The sequence below is a fragment of the Dactylosporangium sp. NPDC000555 genome, assembly GCF_040300025.1.
Taxonomy (GTDB): domain Bacteria; phylum Actinomycetota; class Actinomycetes; order Mycobacteriales; family Micromonosporaceae; genus Dactylosporangium.
Genome location: NZ_JBEPDB010000048.1, coordinates 22,376 through 42,540, shown reverse-complemented (window position 1 = coordinate 42,540; position 20,165 = coordinate 22,376). Strand labels below are relative to the sequence as shown.

Sequence of the window (20,165 nt, the reverse complement as noted above, 5' to 3'; positions counted from 1 at the left end):
CGTGCGAAGCTGGCCCCCGTGAAGTCACTGCCTCTGCTGGTCCTCACCCCCGCTGCCCTCGCCCTGCTGACCCTCGGCGCCTGCGCGGGCCCCAATCCCGCGCCGACGACGCCCGGCAAGGACGCGCCGGAGCAGACCGCCAACAGCTCGTTCGAGGTGAAGGACGACGTGAGCGTCGTCGAGGTGGGCAGCGAGGGCGGCGCGATCACGATCAAGGCCGGCACCGGGCCCACGATCAAGGTGACGGAGATCCAGCGGTACAAGACCGACAAGCCGGGGCGCAAGCAGACGCTCGACGGCGGCGAGCTCATCCTCACCTCGACCGGCTGCCCGAAGAACGACTGCTCGATCTCGTACGAGATCGAGATGCCCTCGACGCTCAGCGTGCGACTGGACAGCTCCGGCGGGCGGATCGCCATGACCGGCCTCACCGGCCTCATCGACGTGCAGTCCGACGGCGGCGCGCTGTCCGGCGAGGCCCTGGCCCCGCCGGAGCTCACCGCGCGCACCGGCGGCGGACCGGTCGACCTGAAGATCACCCAGGCGCCGGACCGCATCGAGCTCGACAGCGGCGGCGGCAACGTCAACCTGCGGCTGACCTCGGACGGGTACGCGCTGGACGCCCAGCTCGACGGCGGCAAGCAGAGCGGCACGGTCAAGAGCGACGCCGGCTCGGTGCACAAGCTGAAGGTGGCCACCGGGGGCGGCAACCTGTCCTTCGTCTAGTCGGTAAGAGCGCTGTAGATCAGTTGGCGCAGCTGGGAGCGCAGCGGGTACGTGCTGGACGGCACGAGCTGGGTGTAGAAGCCGACGGTGAGCCGTTCGACGGGGTCCACCCAGAAGGCCGTGCTCGCCGCGCCGCCCCAGTAGAACGTGCCCGGGGAGCTCCACACCCGGGCCGGCACCGGGTCGCGGACCACGGCGAAGCCCAGGCCGAAGCCGATGCCCTCGAACGTGGTCTCGGCGAAGCCGCCGGTCTGCAGCGTGTCCAGGTCGGCGCCACCGGGCAGGTGGTTGCGGGTCATGAAGCCGACCGTGCGCGGGCCGAGCAGGCCCGCGCCCCGGTTGAGCAGCATGTTCATGAACCGCTGGTAGTCGGCGGCGGTCGAGATCAGGCCGCCGCCGCCCGACGGGGCCTCCGGCTCCTCGTACGCGAGCCTGCCCATCGGGTCGAAGCGCACCCGGCGGCCGTCCGGGGTCGGGACGTACAGCGCGGCCATCCTCGGCTCGCCCGGCCGCACCGACCAGGTGGTGTCGCCCATGCCGAGCGGCTCGAGGATCCGCGTGCGCACGAACTCGGGCAGCGACACCCCGGAGATCACCTCGATGAGCCGGCCGAGCACGTCGGTGCTCACCCCGTAGCCCCAGGCGGTGCCGGGCTGGAACAGCAGCGGCAGGGCGGCGTAGTCGCGGCACGTCTCGGCCAGGTCGGCGCCGGGCTTGCCGGCCGTGTCGTAGCCGGCCTTGCGGTACAGGGCGTCGACGACGGAGGTGTTCAGGAAGCCGTACGTCAGGCCGGAGGTGTGGGTGAGCAGGTGCCACACCCGGATCGGCTCGGTCGCCGGGACGGTGAACGGCTGGCTCACCGAACCCTTCTGATATACGCGCATGTCGCGGAACTCGGGCAGCCACCCGGCGATCGGGTCGGTGAGCTCGAAGCGGCCTTCCTCCCACAGCATCATCGCCGCGACCGAGGTGATCGGCTTGGTCATCGAGTACAGCCGCCAGAGGGTGTCCGGCTCGACCGGCAGCCCGGCCTCGGTGTCGCGATGGCCGTAGACGCTGCTGTGCACCACCCGGCCGTCGCGCGCGACGGTGAGCTGCCAGCCGGCCAGGCGGCCGTCGTCGACGTACCGCGCGAAGTGGGCGTCCAGGCGGGCCAGCCGCCGCGCGTCGAATCCGGCCTGCTCTGGCGCCACTTCGGGTTGGATGCTCACACCGGGGACTGTAGATCTCCCCGCGCGGCCTAGGAAAGGGCGAGCTGCTCGGCGGCCGCGACGACCCGGTCCACGAACCCGTAGTCGAGCGCCTCGGACGCGGTGAACCAGCGGTCCCGGTCGGAGTCCTCCTCGATCTGCTCGGCGGTCTGCCCGGTGTGCTCGGCGATGAGCCGCTGGATCGTCTTCTTCGTGAACAGCATCTGCTCCGCCTGGATGGCGATGTCCGCGGCCGTACCGCCGATGCCGCCCGACGGCTGGTGCATCATCACCCGCGAGTGGGGCAGGGCGTAGCGCTTGCCGGGCGTGCCGGCGCTGAGCAGGAACTGCCCCATCGAGGCGGCCATGCCCATGACGACCGTCGACACGTCGTTGCGGATGAACCTCATCGTGTCGTAGATCGCCAGCCCGGCGTGCACGGCCCCACCGGGTGAGTTGATCCAGAAGCTGATGTCCTTGTCGGGGTCTTCCGCGGCGAGCAGGATGAGCTGCCCGCAGATGCGGTTGGCGCTCTCGTCGTTGACCTCGGTGCCGAGGACGATGATGCGCTTGGCGAGCAGCCGGTCGAACACGGCGCTGTCGAACGGGATGTCAAGGTCGGCCATGTCTTGACGGTAGGGCCGGACGCCCCGCTCGGGACCCCCCGTTCGCCGTGAGCGTGTTCGCTCTCAGCTTGGCCGCAGCACCTGGCGCAGGGCGTCCAGCACCGCCGGGTCCTCGATCGTCGACGGGACCGGCTCCTCGCGCCCGTCGGCGATGCCGCGCATGGTACGGCGCAGGATCTTGCCGGAGCGGGTCTTCGGCAGCGCGGCGACGACCTGGACGCTGCGCAGGCTCGCCACCGCCCCGATGCGCTCGCGCACGAGCTGGACCAGCTCGGCCGTCACCGCGTCGGGTGCGGCTTCGTGGTGCTCAAAGCCGGACTTGAGCACCACGAAGCCGCGCGGCACCTGGCCCTTGAGCTCGTCCTCGACGCCGATGACCACGCACTCGGCGACCGCCGGGTGGGCGGCCAGCACCTCCTCCATCGCGCCCGTGGAAAGCCGGTGGCCCGCGACGTTGATGACGTCGTCGGTGCGGCCCATGACGAAGAGGTACCCGTCCTCGTCGAACCGGCCGCCGTCGCCGGTCAGGTAGTTGCCAGGGAAGGCGCTGAGGTACGACCCGACGAACCGCTCGTCGTCGCCCCAAAGCGTCGGCAGGCAGCCCGGCGGCAGCGGCAGCCGGATGACGATCGACCCGTCGGTGCCGGCCGGCGCGTCCGAGCCGTCCGGCAGGACCACGCGCACGTCGAAGCCGGGCACGGGTACCGACGGCGAACCCGGCTTGGTCGGCATCGCCTCCAGGCCGCGCGGGCTCGCCGCGATCGGCCACCCGGTCTCGGTCTGCCACCAGTTGTCGACGACCGGCACGCCGAGGCGCTCGCCGGCCCACTCGTACGTCTGCGGGTCGAGGCGCTCGCCGGCCATGAACAGCGCGCGCAGCGACTTCGTGCGGGCGCGGTCGATGCGCGCGCCGTCCGGGTCCTCCTTGCGGATCGCCCGGATCGCGGTCGGCGCGGCGAACAGCACGTTGACCCCGTGATCCTGCACCACCCGCCAGAACGCGCCGGCGTCCGGGGTGCCGACCGGCTTGCCCTCATAGAGCACGGTCGTCGCGCCGGCCAGCAGCGGCGCGTACACGATGTAGGAGTGCCCGACGACCCAGCCGACGTCGGACGCGGCCCAGAACACGTCGCCGGCGCCGCAGCCGAAGATGTTCGCCATCGACCAGGTCAGCGCCACGGCGTGGCCGCCGTTGTCACGCACGATCCCCTTCGGGCGCCCGGTGGTGCCGGAGGTGTAGAGGACGTACAGCGGGTCGGTCGCCGCCACCGGCACGCACTCGGCCGCCTTGGCGCCCGCCACCGCGTCCGCCCAGGTCACGTCGCGGTCGCGCAGTTCGCCCGGGGCCTGCTCGCGCTGCAGGATCACGCAGCGCCCGGGCCGGTGCTCCGCCTCGTCGAGGGCGGCGTCCAGCAGCGGCTTGTACCGCACGATCCGGCTCCCCTCGATCCCGCACGAGGTGGCCACGACGACCTTCGGGCGCGCGTCGTCGATGCGGGCGGCGAGCTCCTTCGGCCCGAAGCCTCCGAACACCACCGAGTGCACCGCGCCGAGCCGCGCGCACGCGAGCATCGCGATGACGGCCTCGGGAACCATCGCCATGTAGATGACGACCCGGTCGCCCCGGCCCACGCCCAGCCGGCGCAGGGCGCCCGCGAAGACGGCGACCTCGTCACGCAGTTCCCGGAAGGTGTACCGCCGGACGGTCTGCGTCACCGGGCTGTCGTACACCAGCGCGGTCGCGTCCCCGCGCCCGGCGTGCGCGTGCCGGTCGAGGGCGTTGTGGCAGGTGTTGAGCTCGGCGTCGGGGAACCACCGGAAGAACGGCGGCCGGTCGGCGTCCAGGATCCGCATCGGCATGCGCGTCCAGTCCACGCCCGCGGCGGCGTCACGCCAGAACCACTCGGGGTCGGTGAGGCTGCGCTGGTACGTGTCGTGGTAGGCGCCCATCCTACGATCCTGCTCGGCCCCGCCCGCGTTTGGGTAGGGCTCGTGGTCCCTCGCCTCCGTGCGGGCCGTTTGCTCCGCGTGGGCTCACGTCGCCGCTCGCCGGACGGACCGGCACCGCAGCCGCGGCCACGGTGCCGGCGCCGGCGTCAGACCGGGGTGTTCGCGCTGGCCAGGCCGGCCGGGGCGTGGGCGATGGCGCGCTGGATCGCCGCCACGAGCGCCAGCGCCGCCTCCTCCGTCAGCTCGACCGCGACCCGCGCCGAGGGTCCCGCGGCCGGGTTCGCGAAGTCGATGTTCACGGTGTGGCCGAACGGCGCTCGCTGCGGGTGGTCGACGTACACCGCGGCCCGCGTCAGGTCGAACCAGCCCGCCGCGCCCTTGCCGGCGCCCTCGATGTCGACGGTCTCCGTCTCGTACGTGCACATGTCAGGCCTCCAGGTGCTGACCGAAGAACGCGAAGACGCGCTGCCAGCCGTCGACGGCGGCCTGCGGGCGGTACGACGGGCGGTCGACCGCGAAGAACGCGTGGCCGGCGCCCTCGTAGCTGTGGTGCTCGAAGCTCTTGCCGTGCTGGGCCATCAGCTCGGCGAGGCGGGCGACCTCCGCCGGTGCGGGAAACTGGTCGTCGGCGCCGAACAGGCCCAGCACCGGGCAGCGCACGTCCTGCAGGCGGTCCTTGATCGGCTGCGTCTTCAGCCCCGCGCCGGCCGGGGGCGCCTCGAGCGCGAACGCGCCGTAGCAGTCGACGGCGGCATCCAGGTCGACCGCCGTGGAGACCAGCAGCGCCTGGCGCCCGCCCGAGCAGTACCCGATCGCGCCGACCTTGCCGTTGGCGTTGTCCAGCGCGCGCAGCGCCGCGGCCGCGGTCGCCACGTCGCGGATGATCTGCTCGTCGGGGATGCCGCCCTGGCCGCGCACGAAGGCCGACGCGTCGTCGGGTGCGGCGTTGGGCGCCTCGCGCCAGAACAGGTTGGGGCAGATCGCCGAGTATCCGTGCGCGGCGAACTTGCGCACGATCTCCTTGGTTGCCTCGTCGAACCCGGGCAGGTGGTGGATCACCACGACGCCGGGAACCGTCCCGGCGTCGAGCGGCCGGGCCTGGTACGCCTGGATCTGCTCCTCACCGATGAACACCGTCTCGGCACGGATCGCGTCTGACATCGTCTTCTCTCCGTCGTTCTCGCCCGCCTGTGCGGCAGTTTTACTTAGCCAAGCGAACAATATCCCCAGCCGCGCCACGGTTCACGCGACGCCCATCACACCCGGCCACCGTGATTCGCGCGATTTGTCCGGCCAGGTGAACGACGCGGCTCACGGCTTCGCACGCACCGCGGCGCGGTCAGCGTCCCGCCCTCGCCGCCGCCCTCGCCGCCGGCCTCGCCGCGGCCGGTGAGCCGAGGCACGCCCTGTCCCACGGTGCGCGCTGCGGCGCTGGCCGGCGCCGGTTTCCGCACATTTCGCCCAGCCACCACTCAGCGCGAGCCGCGGGCAGCCCGCACGGCGACCACCCGGCGGGGCCGCCGTGCGGGTGAGATGCTCCGCGCCGAGCCCGCGGGAGGCGGGCGCCGGCGCGAAGGTGTCAGTGACGGCCGGGCTCGGAGCGGCGCAGGGCCAGCCGAGCCAGGCCGATGAGCAGGACGATCTGGACGAGCAGGATGAACACCGAGCGCCACCAGGCGCCCGTCGTGTGCTCCCACAGCGAGTCCTTGATCTGCCAGACCATGGCCTGCAGGTCGACCGTCGACGCGCCGGCGGCCAGGCCCCAGCGGGTCGGGAAGAGCCAGGAGATCTGCTCCAGGACCTTCTGGCCGTCGAGCTCGAACAGGCCGCCGGAGAGCACGAGCTGAGCCATCACCACGACGACGAGCACCGGGGTGGTCTGCTCGGTGGTCTTCACCAGGGCGCCGACCAGCAGGCCGAACGCCATCGACGCGAGCGCGACCAGGGCGACCGGGATGATGATCTCGAGGAGCCAGTGCTCGGGGAGGATCAGCGGGTCCAGCGGCCGCTTCTTGCCCAGCAGCGCCAGCCAGGTGAACAGCGCCGTCTGCACGATGATGATCACGGAGAAGACGAAGACCTTGGAGGCGAGATACGCCCCGGCGGACAGGCCGACGGCGCGCTCGCGCTTGTAGATCGTCGACTCGTTGACGATCTCGCGGATGGCGGCGGCCGTGCCCAGGAACGCCGCGCCGACGGCGAGCACGACGAGCAGCCGCTGGGCCTCCAGGCTGAACCCTGTCGGGCCCGGCCCCGGCGCCAGCCCGTTGTCCCCCGGCACGGTGCGGGTGAGCAGCGCGAGGGCGAGCGGCAGCCCGACCATGAAGACGCTGAAACCGCGGTCGGCGGCGGTCACCCAGAGCATGCGCAGGCAGAGGGTGAGGAACTGCCGGATCGGCGCCGCGGGGTGCAGCGCCCGGCTGCGCAGCGACGCCCCGCCGAGCCTGACCCGGGCCCGGCCGATCGCCGCGCCGGACCGCCCGCCAGCCTCCGCACCGCCCACGTCGGCACCGCCCGAGGTGTGGCCACCCGGCTTCGCGCCGCCGGCATCGGCACCGGGAAGGTCCGCGGTCGCCGGGCCGGGGCGGCGCGGAGGCTGCTGCGCGACCGTCCGCGACTCACCCGGCGCGAGGCGGGACGCAGGCTGCTGCGCGACCGTCCGCGACTCACCCGGCGCAGGGCGGGCCGGAGGCTGCTGCGCAACCGTCCGCGACTCACCCGGCGCGTGGCGGGACGCAGGCTGCTGCGCAACCGTCCGCGACTCTGCCGGCGCGTCCGGCCCGGCGGGCATCGCCCGCACGGCGGTCGGCTCACCGGCGACGGCGGACGCGGCGTGCGCGGAAGGCGCGGCGGTGCGCTGGGCCGGGACGGAGCCCCTCACCTGCTCGACCGCCTCCGGCTTCGGCGGCGGCGCCTCCGCGATCTGATCGGTGACGTAGCGCTCGTAGAGATCGGAGGAGCGATATCTGCGCACCCAGTGCTCGGCATTGCCGGTGACCTCGCGGAACACCTCCGCATAGTCCTCGGCGCCGAAGAAGTCCAGCAGCTCGCCGGGCGGCCCGAAATATCCCATCCGGCCGCCGACCGTGAGCACCAGGACGCGGTCGGCCAGGTCGAGGTGCATGACGTTGTGCGTGACGACGGCGACCGTGCGGCCCCGGTCGGCCAGCTGGCGCAGCTCCTCCATGACCTCCTTGTCCAGCGCCGGGTCGAGGCCGGAGGTGGGCTCGTCCAGGAAGAGCAGGGAGGGCTCGGTGAGCAGCTCCAGCGCGACGGAGACGCGCTTGCGCTGGCCGCCGGAGAGGCTGTCGATGCGCTGCTTCGCCCGCTCGGTGAGGTTGAGGGTCTTGAGCACCTCGGCGACCCGGGCGCTGCGATCCTCGCGCGGCACGTCGTCGGCGAAGCGCAGGGCGGCGGCGAAGCGCAGCGCACGGCGCACGGTGAGCTGGCGGTGCAGCACGTCGTCCTGCGGGACCATGCCGATGCGATAACGCAGCTCCGCGTAGTCGGCGTAGAGGTCACGGCCGTCGTAGCGCACCGTGCCCTGGGTGGCGGGGCGCAGCCCGGCGACCGCCTTGACCAGGGTGGACTTGCCGCAGCCGGAGGGGCCGATGACGGCGAGCACGCTGCCCTCGGCCAGCGCGAAACTGACGTCGTCGAGCAGGACCGCGTCCTTGATCCGCACCGTGAGGTCGTCGGCGATGAGCGAGGATGGGCCCCTGTCCACGAACTCGTGCAGCCGGGCGCCGTCGAAGATGAACTCGTGCCGGCCGATCGAGATCAGGTCGCCGGCGCTCACGTCCTGCCGGGTGACCTGCTGGCCGTTGTGGAACGTGCCGTTGCGGCTGCCCAGGTCGACGACCTCGAAGCCGGTCGGAGTGCGGCGCAGCTCGGCGTGGTTGCGCGAGCTGCGCAGGTCGCTCAGGACGATGTCGTTGCCGGCGCCACGCCCGATGCGGATGCGGCCGGCCTCGAACTCGTGCGGCGTCCCCTCGCGCGGCTGGGGCGGCGAGGGCTGGACCGGCACCTGCTCGGTGATCGTGACCACCTTGAATCGCACCGGCGGCCCGTCGGCCGAGCCGAGGTGCACCTCACCGCCGTCGGTGGCGGCGACATACGCGGCCTTCTCCCCCGCCACGAAGGTGCCGTTGCTGCTCTCGAGATCGTGCAGGAACCAGCCGTCGTCGTTCCAGATCACCTCCGCGTGCCGGCGGGAGATCAGGTCGCCCTCGACCACGAGGTCGTTGGCGGCGTCGCGGCCGATGGTCACGGTGTCGTCCGGCCGGACCACGGCCGACTTGTCCCCGCTGCTCACCTCGAGCACGGTGAGCTCTCGGGTCACCGTCCGCTGATCGATACTCGCCACGGCGCTCATCATGCCGTGGGGGTACGACAAGAAACAGCGGGGGTGGATGTATCAGGAACTCGATGGCTCTCCTCTTGTGTGTCGAGACCGACGACGAGACGGTGAGGAGGAGCCAATGGCGGCGGACGCCGGTTCGGACGAGTGGCGCTCCCGGCGGGCCCGGCGGCTGGGTGGCCTGTCCTGGGTGCGCCGCGAGGACCGGGCGGACGGAACGCCGGTGCGCTTCGTCGCCGATGAGCTGCTGGTGCTCGACGACCACTTCGCCACCGCGCGGCAGGCGTTCGCCGAGCAGGGCTTCTCCGGTCGGGACATCGTGGAGGAGGGGGATGTCCCGAACGGATTCCGGCGGGTGCGGCTGGCCGGCCTGGACGTCGCGCGGGCCGCTCGGCGCGTGCGGGTACAGGCCGAGGCGGCCGGCGACATACGGGTGGCCGCCGGGCCCAACCACGTCTTCGTGTCGACGGCGTTGGAGCACGCCGGGCCATACGGGCCGCCGCGCCCGGCGCCGCCCGGGGTGCTCACCGCGCCGGACGGCACCGACGGGGTACGCGTGCTGGTGCTGGACGCCGGCGTGTGGTTGAACAGCCCGTTGCCGAAGGACCGGTACGTCACGGAGGACTACGAGTCCGACGCGGACATCGGCGACGACGGGATTATGGACGGCGACGCGGGGCATGCGAACTTCGTCGCCGGGGTCATGCTGGGCCGGTCGCGGCGGGTACAGCCGAGGTTGATGCGGATCGTCGACACGTTCGGGGTCTGCCGGGAGAGCGACCTCGTCGCGGCGTTCCGGCAGGCGGGCGACGATCCGATCATCAACCTCTCGCTGGGGGGATACTCGCTCGACGACCGGCCTCCGGTCCTGCTAACGGCGGCCCTAGCGGGCCTGCTGACCAGCGGCGACCGGGTGGTCGTGGCGGCGGCCGGCAACGACGGCCAGCGCGACCGGCCCTTCTGGCCGGCCGCGTACGCCGGGACGAGCGCGCCGTGGCGGCGGCGCGTGGTCGCGGTCGCCGCCCACGACGGCCGGCGCATCTGTGAGTGGAGCAACACCGGGACGTGGGTCACGCTCGCGGCCCCGGGCGCGGACGTGGTCAGCACGTTCGTGCACCACGAGAGCTTTCCGGACGGCTGGGCGAGATGGAGCGGGACGTCGTTCGCCGCGCCGTTCGTCGCCGCGGCGATCGCCGACGCGCTGCTGGCGGCCGGATCCGCCCGGCTCGCCGCGGAGGCCGTCACCGCCGGGGCGGGCCTGCGGTTCGGCCGCTGTGCCGGGGTGGCGTGACGGCCATGCGTCGCACCGGGGGGAGGCGGGTGACGGGATGCGGGACGCTGGTCGCCGCGCCCCGTCGCCCGGGGGTCACGATGCTACCCTTCGGAGCCATGGCCGACCCCGAAAGTACAGGTGAGCACGCAAACGCCGCACTTCTGCGGGCGGCCGCGGCCGGCGACCAACGTGCGTGGTCGTCCATTGTGGATCGATATGCCAACCTCGTCTGGTCGGTGGCGCGCAGCTACCAGCTCGGCCGGTCCGACGCCGCCGACGTGAGCCAGGCGACCTGGCTTCGCCTGGTCGAACACGTCGACGACGTTCGCGAGGCCGACAAGCTCGGCTCCTGGCTCGCCACCACCGCCCGGCGCGAGGCGATCGCCCTGCTGCGCAAGGGCGGCCGCGACGTCCCCGCGGGCTCGGCCGGTGACTTCGTCGGCCACCTCGGGGTCCAGATCGGCCTCGACCAGGTCGAGGACGAGCCCGATGCGGGCGTGCTGCGCGACGAGCGCGACGCCGCGCTCTGGCAGGAGTTCCGCGCGTTGTCCGGCCAGTGCCAGCAGCTGTTGCGGGTGCTCATCGCCGATCCGCCGCCGAGCTACGCCGAGGTTTCGGCCGCGCTCAACGTGCCGATCGGCAGTATCGGTCCGACTCGCAAGCGCTGCCTGGGCACGCTGCGCCGACGATTGGCGGCTTCGACATGAGCCACTGCTGCTGGGCAGGGCCTACCCGATGATCGGGGAGGAAGAGGTGCTGAGCTCATTGCGTGAGATCGCCGGCCGGCACGACCCGGTGCCACCCGCCGTCCTGGCCGCCGCGCGGGCGAGCCTCGCGTGGCGCGACCCCGACGCGGCCCTCGCCGAGCTGGTCCGCGACTCCCTCGATCGGCTGATCGCCGTCCGCGGCGGCACGCCGCGGGTGCTGACGTTTCTCGGCGGCGCACTGACCATCGACGTGCAGGTGACCTCGCGCGCGGGCGCCGTCGACGTGGTCGGCGAGCTCGCGCCGGTCGTCGCGGCGCGGGTGGTGGTCGAGTCGCCGGGCGGGTCGCACGAGACGTCGGCCGACGCCGAGGGGCGCTTCCGGTTCGAGGGCATCGCGACGGGCCCGGTGCGGCTGCGCTGCGAACCCGAGGTCGACGGGGCATTCGTGCCGGTCCGCACAGAATGGGTGCAACTGTAGGAATCGCCGTAAAGCTCCTGGCCGGAGGCGGTACCGTGCGGGAAAGGTGCCGCGACGTCGCGAGGAGCCGGCCATGCCCATCGACCACGTGCAGATCGTGTCCATCCCCGTGACCGACCAGGACCGCGCCCGCGACTTCTACGTCAACGCGCTGGAATGGGAGCTGGTCAGCGACGTCGATGAGGGCGACCGCCGCTGGGTCGAGGTCGCGCCGAAGCACGGGCAGACCTCCTTCACGCTCGTCACCTGGTTCGAGTCCATGCCGGCCGGGTCGCTGCGCGGCGTCGTCCTCGACACCGACGACATCGAGCGGACGTACGAGGAACTGGCCGAGCGCGGCATCATCTTCGACTCGCCGATCGAGGAGGGGCCGTTCTCGCGGGTCACGAGCTTCTCCGACCCGGACGGCAACACCTTCGTGCTCCACCAGCTCTACCAGCCACGGGTGCGCCCGGTGAGCTTCGCGCCGGCGGGGTCGTAGCGCAGAGGTCGATTCCGGCCGGTCCGCCCCCTTCCACCGGCTGGTTACCATACTGCGGTGCCGCTGGACCCCGCCGACGTCGAGGCGTGCCTTCGCGTGCTCGCCGCCATCGGCGACGCCGACCCCGCCGACGAGCGGGTGCGGGCGGTGTGGGCGGCCGCCGACCAGGCGTACAACTCCCGGAAGAAACGGCAGCGGGGCGCTCGGCGCGCGGCGGCCCGCGAGCATGACCGCCGGCTGCTGATCGCGCCTTCCCCCGATGATCCCGATCTGGTACGGCCGAGGCGCTGCTACGTCTGCAAGTCCCTGTATCGCACGGTGCCCCAGGACTACCCGCGGATGTGCGCGGAGTGCGCGGCCGGCAACGGCGCCCGGCGTACCGCCCGCTGCGACCTCACCGGGCGCCGCGCGCTGGTCACCGGCGGCCGGATCAAGATCGGCTTCGAGACGGCGCTGAAGCTGCTGCGCGACGGCGCCGAGGTCGTCGTCACCACGCGGTTCCCGCGCGACGCGGAGCGTCGCTTCGGGCTCGTACCCGACGCCGGGCAGTGGCTGCCGCGCCTGCACATCCACGGCGTGGACTTCCTCGACCTGCCCGCCGTCGTCGGCCTCGTCGACGCCGTCACGAAGCGCTGGGACCACCTCGACATCCTGGTCAACAACGCCGCCCAGACGATCCAGCGGCCGCCGTGGTACTACCGCGAGCTCGCTGCCGCCGAGGGCCGCCCCGCGCTGCCGTCGTCCGCGGCCGAGCTGTTCTTCCCGGCCGGCGCCCTCGACGAGACCGGCGAGCCGCTCGACCTGCGCCCCGTCAACAGCTGGATGCTCAAGCTGCACGAGGTGACCCCGCGCGAGTGGATGGAGGTGCAGGTCATCAACGCCTTCGTGCCGTTCCTGCTGATCGCGCGCCTGCGGCCGCTGCTGCGCGCCTCGCCGTTTCCCGACCGGTACGTGGTGAACGTCTCGGCGATGGAGGGCAGCTTCAGCCGCGAGCACAAGACCGCCAACCATCCGCACACCAACATGGCCAAGGCCGGGCTGAACATGATCACCCGGACCATCGCGGGCGAGTACGCGGCCGAGGGCATCCACGTGACCAGCGTCGACACCGGCTGGGTCACCAACGAGTGGCCGCAGCCGGTGCGGGAGGCGTCGCACCGCAGGGGTTTCCGGGTGCCGCTGGACGTCGTCGACGGCGCCGCGCGTGTCTACGACCCGATCGTGCGCGGTGTGCACGGCGACCGGGTACACGGCGTGTTCCTCAAGGATTACCGGGTGGTGCCGTGGTAGAGATCGCGTGTCCGATACTGGCGGCTCCTGCGGTACCGCAGGCGGATCTAACGCTCCTCGAGCCGCTCCTGTCGCGGCTGGCCGACCCCGCCGACGTCGCCGGCACCGAGCGGTTTCCGCTGGGCACGCTGCAGCCTGACGGGCGGCTGGACCTGTGCAAACAGGGGCTCGGCGCCGACGGCGTGACCCGGGTGCTGGACCGTGTGGTGGGCTCGCCACACGCGGTACACCTGCTGCTTGGGACCAACGGCCTCGGCGCGCCCGGCGCGGCGGCCCTGGCGGCGGCCCTCGCCCCCGGCCACGGCGTCCAGACGCTGTACCTCGGCTGCAACGCCATCGACGCCGGCGGCGCGGAACCGCTGTTCGAGCGCCTCGCCGACGACTCGTCGGTGACCGCGCTGTGGCTCAAGCGCAACCCCCTCGGCGACGCGGGGATCGCGTCGCTGGCGGCCATGCTGCGCGGCAACTCGTCGATCTCGACCCTCGACCTCGTCAACACCGGGCTGACCGAGGCCGGCCTGGCGCGGCTGGTCGACGCGCTCGCGGCCCGGTCGCGGCCGGTGACCCGCGTCTTCCTCGGCGGCAACGGCCTCGGACCGTCCGCCGCGCCCCTGCTCGGCCGGCTGCTGTCGGAGTGCGGGGTGACGGGCCTCTTCCTCGCCGCGAACCGCCTCGGCGACGACGGCGTCGCCCGGCTGCTGCCGGAGCTTTCATCCGGCGGTACCACGCTGGGCCTGGGCGGCAACGGCCTGACCGACGCCGGGCCGGTCGCCGCGCGCCTGCCGCTGCTGGACGGCCTGGACCTCAGCCGGCCGCAGTCGCTGCGCGTGCTCGGCGCCGTCGACAACACGATCGGCGACCCCGGCGCGGCGGTGCTCGCCGAGGCGCTGCCCGGCAGCCCGCTGCGCCGCCTCGACCTGCGGCATACCGGCGTGCGCGGCCGCGGCGCCAAGCTCCTGCTCGCCGCCGTCCAGAGCGGCCGCACCGCGCTGCGCCGGCTCACGCTCGGCCCCGGCGTACCGCGCCGCGTCAAGCGTGCGATCGCCGAGTTGCTGCCCGGCCATGAGCCCCCGCTGGCGAGCGAGATCGTGAGCGTGTACCGGTGAGCGCCCTCGTCGCCCGCGCCGAGCTCGGCGTGCGGTGCCGCGTCCTATTGCCGCGATTTTGTGTCGTACCCCCTCGCTAATCTCTGCCACATGACGGAGGCATCGACCTTGCTGGCGGCGGCGGACGAGCTGTTGGCGGCGACGCGCGCGACCCGGGTGGAGCGGCGGGACAACGTCCAACTGGAGGCACTGGCGCTTGCGGTGTCGGCCAACCTGCCGGTGCTGCTGTGGGGCGAGCCCGGCATCGGCAAGTCGGCCGCGCTGCAGCAGCTCGCCGACCGGCTCGAGGTGCCGATGGAGACCGTCATCGCGAGCATCCACGAGCCGTCGGACTTCGCCGGCCTGCCGGTCGTCGGCGACGACCCGGCGACCCAGGGCGTGCCGATGGCCCCGCCGGACTGGGCGGTCCGGCTCACCCGCCGCGGCGTCGGCCTGGTCTTCTTCGACGAGCTGTCCTCAGCGCCGCCGGCCGTGCAGGCCGCGCTGCTGCGCGTGGTGCTCGAGCGGCGGGTCGGCAGCCTGGAGCTCCCGCCCGGGGTCCGGGTGGTCGCCGCGGCCAACCCGCCCGCCAGCGCCGCCGACGGCTGGCACCTGAGCCCGCCGCTGGCCAACCGGTTCGTGCACCTGCACTGGACGCACGACCCCGCGGTTGTCGCCCGCGGCCTGGCCGGCACCTGGCCTACCGCCGACATCCCGCGCATCGACCCGCGCCGGGCCGGCTCCGCGCTGGCCCGCGCCCGCGGCACGCTGTCGGGCTTCCTCACCGCCCGCCCCGGCCTCAGCCACCACCTGCCGGCCGACGCCGAGGCCCGCGGCGGCGCCTGGCCGTCCCCGCGCACCTGGGAGATGGCCCTGCGCCTGATCACCTTCGCCCTGGCCAGCGACGCCTCGCGGGAGGCCCTGTCGACCGCGCTCATCGGCGCCATCGGCGACGGCGCCGGTCTCGAGCTCATCAACTACCTCGACGAGCTCGACCTGCCCGACCCCAACCGGGTCCTGGCCAACCCGGACGCGTTCACCCTGCCCGACCGCGGCGACCGCCAGCTGGCGTTCCTCACCGCGGTCGTCTCCGCGGTCCAGTCCGACACCAGCCGCCCCCGCTGGGAGGCCGCGTGGACGGTGCTGGCCAAGGCCGTCGACGCCGGCGTGCCGGACGTGGCCGCCCGCGCCGCCACCGACCTGGCCACGATGCGCGAACGGTCCTGGCCGGTCCCGCCGACGATCGACGCGTTCGTCGACATCCTCCGCCTGTCGGGCGCACTGCGATGACCGCTGCCGCGCCCGCGTCTGGCGACTCCCCGCTCCCGGCCGCGGCCCCGCCCACCGCCGCATCCTCGTCCGGCTCCTCGCCCACCGCCACCGCCGCGTCCCCGTCCGGGCCCTTACCTTTGCCCACGCCCGCGACCGTCGCCCCCACCTCGCCCGCCGTCGCCTCTTCATCCAGCTCCTCGCCCACGACCACGCCCGGCCCCGCCTCGTCCGGCTCCCCGCCCACCGCCACCGCCGCGCCTCCGCCCGGGCCCTTACCTTTGCCCATGCCCGCGACCGCGACCGTCGTCCCGACCTCGCCCGCCGTCGCCTCGCCCAGCGCCCCGCCCACCGCCACCACCGCGCCTCCGCCCGCCGCCGCCTCCTCGTCCGGGCCCATGCCCATACCCGCGCCCGTCGCCGCCCCTTCATTCAGCTCCTCGCCCACGGCCACGCTCGGCGCCGCCTCGTCCGGGTCGTGGCCCACGGGCGCGTCCGTGGCTGGCTCCTCGGCCGGCGGCTCCGTGGCCGGTTTGCCGGCCGCCGTGGCGATGCCGAGCAGCGCGGCGGAGGAGCAGGTCGTGCTCGACGTGGAGCCGCCGGAGCTTGAGCAGCGGCCCGCGGCGGGGAGCGTGCTCGACCGGACCAGGCTGCTCGCGGCGCGGTACCGGGCCGCGACGCACCGGCCCTACCTGGCGTCGGCGCTCTACGCGTTGTCCGTCGTGCCGGCCTGGCACCTCGTGACGATGGGCGTCGACCGGCACTGGCGCCTTTACGTCAACCCGGACTTCGTCGCGGCCTACTCAGTCGAAGAACTCGCCGGGGTGTGGATCCATGAGGTGGCACACCTCCTGCGCGACCACCACGGGCGGGCGGACCGGCTGGTGACCGCCGATCGCGAGGACCATCACCGGGTCAACCTCGCCCAGGACTGCGAGATCAACGACGACCTGCTCGACGACGGGCTGGCGCTGCCGGTCGACCGGGTGGAGCCCAAGACGTTCGGGCTGGCGACGGGGCGGCTCTTCGAGGAATACCTGGCGGGCATTCCGCGCTCGCCCATGCCGCGCGTGCAGTGCGGCTCGGGCGCGCACAACGGCCCGGTGGCGGGCGAGATCGGCGCCGACGGGGCGCCTGCCGTGCGCGTGGTCGAGGCGGACGCGATCCGGCGACAGACCGCGGACGCGATCCGCGCGCACGTGCGCACGCGCGGCAACGTCCCGGCGGGCTGGCGGCGGTGGGCGGACGAGATCGCCGAGCCGGTGATCGACTGGCGGCGGCTGCTGACCGGGGCGCTGCGGGAGGCGGTGGTGTGGGCCAGCGGGGCGGTCGACTACACGTATGCGCGCCCGGGTCGCCGCAGCGGCGCCCTCCCCGGCGTGGTGCTGCCCAGCCTGCGCCGCCCGCTCCCGCGCGTGGCGATCGTGATCGACACGTCGGGCTCGATGAGCGCCGGAGACCTGGGCGCCGCGCTCGGCGAGGTGACCGGCGTGCTGCGCGCCGTCGGCATCCGCGGCAACCGTGTGACGGTGCTGGCGTGCGACGCTGACGTACATGCCGTGACCCGCGTGACAAAGGCCGACCAGGTCCGGCTCGGCGGTGGCGGCGGCACCGACATGCGGGTCGGCATCGAACGGGCCCGCGCGGCCCCGGACCCGCCGAACATCATCGTCGTCCTCACCGACGGCGCGACCCCCTGGCCCGCCGAACCGACCGGCTGCCGCCTGATCGCCGGCCTGATCGGCGAGCGCCCGCCGCCGCCACCGTCGTGGATCCAGGCCATCCACATCACCGACCACCCAACCCGCGCCCAGACATGACACGGGTCGAGCGCGGTGCGGTGCCGCGGGTCGAGGTGGGCTTGGGGCGTGCACGGGCGACTTTTGGCGACTGTGCCGTGGGCGGGGCGGTGCCTACCGTGAGGGGCATGGCGAATCACGTGCTGGGGCTGTCGCGCGGCGACCGGGTGGTCGTCGGGGTCGGGTTTCCCGTGGTGGGGGGCGTGGTCGGGTATCTGCTGCCCGTCGTCGCGCGGTGGCTGCTCGGGCTGCCATGGGTGCCGTTCGCGGGGCCGTTGCGGCTCGTGGGGCACCTCGACGGCGGGTGGGGGCTGCTCGCCGCCGTGGCGGGTGGTGCGCTGCTCGGGGCCGTGGTCGGGTTCAGCGCGGTGCACGAGTCGCTCAAGGTGACGGTGGGCGACGAGGGGCTGACGGTGGTGAGCGGGGACTCCCGGCGTACCGTGGCGAAACCCGACGTCGATGCCGTCTTCGTGGACGGGCGCCAGCTGGTCGTGCTCGACCGGGACTCGCGGCAGGTGGTGCGGGACCGGCTCGAGAACGCGGCGAATCCGAAGGTGGAGCGGGCGTTCCGGGCGCACGGGTATCCGTGGGTGGACGGCGACCCGTATGCGGGGCTGTTCCGCCGCTGGGTGCCCGACCTGCCCGACCTGCCGGCGGCGGTCAACGCCGTGCTGGCCGCGCGGGCGAAGGCGCTGGAGAGCCGCAGCGCGGCCGACGCGGCGGAGCTGCGCGACGAGGTGCAGAAGCTCGGGTACACCGTGCGTGAGATCGGCAGCGTGCAGCACTGGCGACCGCTGGTGAAGCCGTGAGTGGTACGCAGCGATGCGGCGCCCGGTCCGGGTCGGTCATCGCGGAGCGCGGCTGCCGGAGCGAAGCGGAGGACGCGGCGTGAGCCGGGCGCGCAACGTCACGGTCGACGTCGCCTGCACGGTCATCGCCCTGCTGGTGGCGCTGACCGCGGCGACCTCCGGGCTGGACAACGGGGTGCTGTCCGACGGACGGCTGGTGGTGTCCGGGCTGGTCACCGTGCCGGCGGTGGCGCTGCTGTGGTGGCGGCGGGCGCATCCGGTCGGGGTGGCGCTGCTGCTGCTCGCACCGGCGGCGATCACCGACATGGCCGGCGGGGCGGCGGCGATCGCCGTGTTCACCGTCGCGGTGCACCGGCCACTGCGCACCGCGCTGTGGGTGGGGGCCGCGCACTTCGTGGCGCCGATCCCGCTCAGCATCCTCTACCGGGACCCCGACCTGCAGATCATCGGCGCGAACACGGCCGGGCTGGCGATCATCGCGATCGTGGTGGCGTGGGGCACCGCGGTACGCACCCGGCGCGAGCTGATCGCCACACTGCGCGAGCGCGCGACGCGGGCCGAGGCGGAGGCGGAGCAACGGGCCGAGATGCTGCGCGGGCTGGAGCGGGAGCGGATCGCGCGGGAGATGCACGACGTGCTCGCGCATCGGATCTCGCTGATCAGCCTGCACGCGGGGGCGCTGGAGATCCGCGCGGACCTGACCCGGGTGCAGGTCGCCGAGGCCGGTGGGACGATCCGGGCCAGCGCGCACCAGGCGATGGAGGAACTGCGGGAGATCCTGGGCGTACTGCGCACGAGCTCCAGCGACGACCTGCGCCCCCGCCAGGATCTCGGCGACCTCGACGAACTGGTCGGCGAGGCGCGACGGGCCGGCATGGCGGTCGCGCTGGACAATCGCGTGGACGACCCGGCCTCGCTGCCGCCGGCGGTGAACCGCACCGCGTTCCGGCTGGTGCAGGAGGGGCTGACGAACGCACGCAAGCACGCTCCCGGCGAGGAGGTGTCCGTGCTGCTGGACCGAAACGGGGAGGACGAGCTGCGGGTCCGGCTGCGCAACCGGCTGCCGGCCGCGCCGGTAACGCCCGCGCTGCCCGGCGCGCGGTCGGGGCTCGTGGGCCTGGCCGAGCGGGTCGCCCTGGCCGGCGGCAGGCTCGAACACGGCCCGCGCCGGGCGGCCACCGGGCCAGAGTTCAAGCTGGAGGCACGGCTGCCGTGGAAGAAATAAGAGTGACCGTCAATTGGGCGCTTGGCATCGCGAGAAGCCGAGTTCGGGCGACGCGGGCCGCGCCTGCGATCTGCGTCGACCGATTATCATGTTCGCCGTGATCACGGAGTAAAAATGCACAAGGAGCAGCACGTTCGCTCCGTGATCATGGAGGACACGGTCGCTCTAAGCCGAGCCGAAGTTCGCACTGGAGGCACGGCCGCCGTGGAAGAAATGAGCCGAGCCGGAGATCGCACTGGAGGCGTGGCTGCCGTGGGAGAAGTGATCCGGGTCGTCGTGGTCGACGACGACGCGCTGGTGCGGGCGGGGCTGGTGATGGTGCTGGGCGGCGACCCCGGCGTCGAGGTGGTCGGCGAGGCCGCGGACGGCGCTCAGGCGGTGCGTACCGTCCGGGCCGTGCGCCCCGACGTGGTACTGATGGACATCCGCATGCCGCGCATGGACGGCCTGGCCGCGCTGGAGGCGCTGCAGCCCGACGGGGCCCGGGTGATCGTGCTGACCACGTTCGACACCGACGAGCACGTGCTGCGGGCGCTGCGCCTGGGCGCGCACGGATTCCTGCTCAAGGACACCCCGCCCCTGGCGATCCTCGACGCGGTACGCCGGGTCGCCGCCGGCGAACAGACGCTCTCGCCGTCGGTGGTGCAGCAGCTCATCGCGCACGTCGCGGCCGACGACCGCGGCGCGGAGGCGCGGCGCGGCCTGGCGGTGCTCACCCCGAGGGAGCGCGACGTGGCCGAGGCGGTCGCCGAGGGGCACTCCAACGCGGAGATCAGCGCCGCGGTGCACATGAGCGTGGCGACGGTGAAGACGTACGTGTCGCGGATCCTAGCCAAACTGGGCTGCACCAACCGGGTCCAGGTGGCGATCCTGGTCCACGAGTCACGCCTGAGCTAA

Annotated in this window: 18 protein-coding genes; 12 read left to right on the top strand and 6 right to left on the bottom strand. The window is 73.4% G+C overall.

Features of this window, described 5'->3' with window-relative positions; genetic code table 11:
* Nucleotides 1-18: 18 nt before the first annotated feature.
* Nucleotides 19-726 carry a DUF4097 family beta strand repeat-containing protein gene (locus ABT297_RS26070; protein WP_350554185.1) on the top strand — a complete coding sequence of 236 codons (708 nt, stop codon included), beginning with the start codon at nt 19-21 and terminating at the stop codon, nt 724-726.
* On the opposite strand, the gene ABT297_RS26065 is transcribed toward ABT297_RS26070, so the two are convergent.
* From ABT297_RS26065 to ABT297_RS26040, 6 genes are all read right to left on the bottom strand, one after another.
* On the bottom strand, nt 723-1,937 hold the full coding sequence (locus ABT297_RS26065) for a serine hydrolase domain-containing protein (protein ID WP_350554183.1): 1,215 nt from the start codon (nt 1,935-1,937) through the stop codon (nt 723-725). The genes ABT297_RS26070 and ABT297_RS26065 overlap by 4 nt on opposite strands.
* 29 nt (nt 1,938-1,966) lie before the next feature.
* Nucleotides 1,967-2,542, bottom strand: coding sequence for an ATP-dependent Clp protease proteolytic subunit (locus ABT297_RS26060; protein ID WP_350554181.1), 576 nt, complete (start codon nt 2,540-2,542; stop codon nt 1,967-1,969).
* Nucleotides 2,543-2,605: 63 nt separating this feature from the next.
* Complete coding sequence (locus tag ABT297_RS26055; RefSeq protein WP_350554179.1) at nt 2,606-4,492, bottom strand: propionyl-CoA synthetase; 1,887 nt, start codon at nt 4,490-4,492, stop codon at nt 2,606-2,608.
* 146 nt (nt 4,493-4,638) lie between these two features.
* On the bottom strand, nt 4,639-4,917 hold the full coding sequence (locus tag ABT297_RS26050; RefSeq protein ID WP_350554177.1) for a DUF6295 family protein: 279 nt from the start codon (nt 4,915-4,917) through the stop codon (nt 4,639-4,641).
* A 1-nt stretch (nt 4,918) separates the two neighbouring features.
* A complete protein-coding gene (locus tag ABT297_RS26045) occupies nt 4,919-5,653 on the bottom strand; it encodes a dienelactone hydrolase family protein (protein ID WP_350554175.1) in 735 nt (244 codons plus the stop codon).
* A 418-nt stretch (nt 5,654-6,071) separates the two neighbouring features.
* On the bottom strand, nt 6,072-8,858 hold the full coding sequence (locus ABT297_RS26040) for an ATP-binding cassette domain-containing protein (protein ID WP_350554173.1): 2,787 nt from the start codon (nt 8,856-8,858) through the stop codon (nt 6,072-6,074).
* Nucleotides 8,859-8,973: 115 nt separating this feature from the next.
* On the opposite strand from ABT297_RS26040, the gene ABT297_RS26035 reads away from it, so the two are divergent.
* The 11 genes from ABT297_RS26035 to ABT297_RS25985 all read left to right on the top strand — a co-directional run bounded on the left by ABT297_RS26035 (nt 8,974) and on the right by ABT297_RS25985 (nt 20,165).
* Entirely contained in the window at nt 8,974-10,143 is a 1,170-nt protein-coding gene (locus tag ABT297_RS26035) for a S8 family peptidase (protein WP_350554171.1), read from the top strand.
* Between the two features lie 80 nt (nt 10,144-10,223).
* Nucleotides 10,224-10,832 carry an RNA polymerase sigma factor gene (locus ABT297_RS26030; protein ID WP_502885647.1) on the top strand — a complete coding sequence of 203 codons (609 nt, stop codon included), beginning with the start codon at nt 10,224-10,226 and terminating at the stop codon, nt 10,830-10,832.
* 28 nt (nt 10,833-10,860) lie between these two features.
* The gene (locus ABT297_RS26025) at nt 10,861-11,310 is read left to right on the top strand and encodes a hypothetical protein (RefSeq protein ID WP_350554167.1); all 450 of its coding nucleotides are present in this window, start codon (nt 10,861-10,863) and stop codon (nt 11,308-11,310) included.
* Between the two features lie 73 nt (nt 11,311-11,383).
* Entirely contained in the window at nt 11,384-11,791 is a 408-nt protein-coding gene (locus ABT297_RS26020) for a VOC family protein (RefSeq protein ID WP_350554165.1), read from the top strand.
* Between the two features lie 57 nt (nt 11,792-11,848).
* On the top strand, nt 11,849-13,081 hold the full coding sequence (locus tag ABT297_RS26015) for an SDR family NAD(P)-dependent oxidoreductase (RefSeq protein WP_350554163.1): 1,233 nt from the start codon (nt 11,849-11,851) through the stop codon (nt 13,079-13,081).
* Nucleotides 13,075-14,187, top strand: coding sequence for a leucine-rich repeat domain-containing protein (locus ABT297_RS26010; protein WP_350554161.1), 1,113 nt, complete (start codon nt 13,075-13,077; stop codon nt 14,185-14,187). The genes ABT297_RS26015 and ABT297_RS26010 overlap by 7 nt, the downstream gene beginning before the upstream one ends.
* Before the next feature lie 90 nt (nt 14,188-14,277).
* A complete protein-coding gene (locus ABT297_RS26005; RefSeq protein WP_350554159.1) occupies nt 14,278-15,456 on the top strand; it encodes an AAA family ATPase in 1,179 nt (392 codons plus the stop codon).
* 266 nt (nt 15,457-15,722) lie between these two features.
* Nucleotides 15,723-17,255 carry a vWA domain-containing protein gene (locus ABT297_RS26000; protein WP_350554157.1) on the top strand — a complete coding sequence of 511 codons (1,533 nt, stop codon included), beginning with the start codon at nt 15,723-15,725 and terminating at the stop codon, nt 17,253-17,255.
* A gap of 107 nt (nt 17,256-17,362) precedes the next feature.
* On the top strand, nt 17,363-18,043 hold the full coding sequence (locus ABT297_RS25995; RefSeq protein ID WP_350554155.1) for a YqeB family protein: 681 nt from the start codon (nt 17,363-17,365) through the stop codon (nt 18,041-18,043).
* A gap of 79 nt (nt 18,044-18,122) precedes the next feature.
* A complete protein-coding gene (locus tag ABT297_RS25990; RefSeq protein WP_350554153.1) occupies nt 18,123-19,268 on the top strand; it encodes a sensor histidine kinase in 1,146 nt (381 codons plus the stop codon).
* Nucleotides 19,269-19,520: 252 nt separating this feature from the next.
* A complete protein-coding gene (locus tag ABT297_RS25985; RefSeq protein WP_350554151.1) occupies nt 19,521-20,165 on the top strand; it encodes a response regulator in 645 nt (214 codons plus the stop codon).

Bases quoted from the DNA above. Each gene is read 5' to 3' on its own strand.
- ABT297_RS26005 (WP_350554159.1), top strand. From the start codon at position 14,278: ATGACGGAGGCATCGACCTTGCTGGCGGCGGCGGACGAGCTGTTGGCG.
- ABT297_RS26020 (WP_350554165.1), top strand. From the start codon at position 11,384: ATGCCCATCGACCACGTGCAGATCGTGTCCATCCCCGTGACCGACCAG.
- ABT297_RS26030 (WP_502885647.1), top strand. From the start codon at position 10,224: ATGCTACCCTTCGGAGCCATGGCCGACCCCGAAAGTACAGGTGAGCAC.
- ABT297_RS26035 (WP_350554171.1), top strand. From the start codon at position 8,974: ATGGCGGCGGACGCCGGTTCGGACGAGTGGCGCTCCCGGCGGGCCCGG.
- ABT297_RS26025 (WP_350554167.1), top strand. From the start codon at position 10,861: ATGATCGGGGAGGAAGAGGTGCTGAGCTCATTGCGTGAGATCGCCGGC.
- ABT297_RS26000 (WP_350554157.1), top strand. From the start codon at position 15,723: ATGCCCGCGACCGCGACCGTCGTCCCGACCTCGCCCGCCGTCGCCTCG.
- ABT297_RS26050 (WP_350554177.1), bottom strand. From the start codon at position 4,917: ATGTGCACGTACGAGACGGAGACCGTCGACATCGAGGGCGCCGGCAAG.
- ABT297_RS26060 (WP_350554181.1), bottom strand. From the start codon at position 2,542: ATGGCCGACCTTGACATCCCGTTCGACAGCGCCGTGTTCGACCGGCTG.
- ABT297_RS25995 (WP_350554155.1), top strand. From the start codon at position 17,363: ATGGCGAATCACGTGCTGGGGCTGTCGCGCGGCGACCGGGTGGTCGTC.
- ABT297_RS26055 (WP_350554179.1), bottom strand. From the start codon at position 4,492: ATGGGCGCCTACCACGACACGTACCAGCGCAGCCTCACCGACCCCGAG.
- ABT297_RS26045 (WP_350554175.1), bottom strand. From the start codon at position 5,653: ATGTCAGACGCGATCCGTGCCGAGACGGTGTTCATCGGTGAGGAGCAG.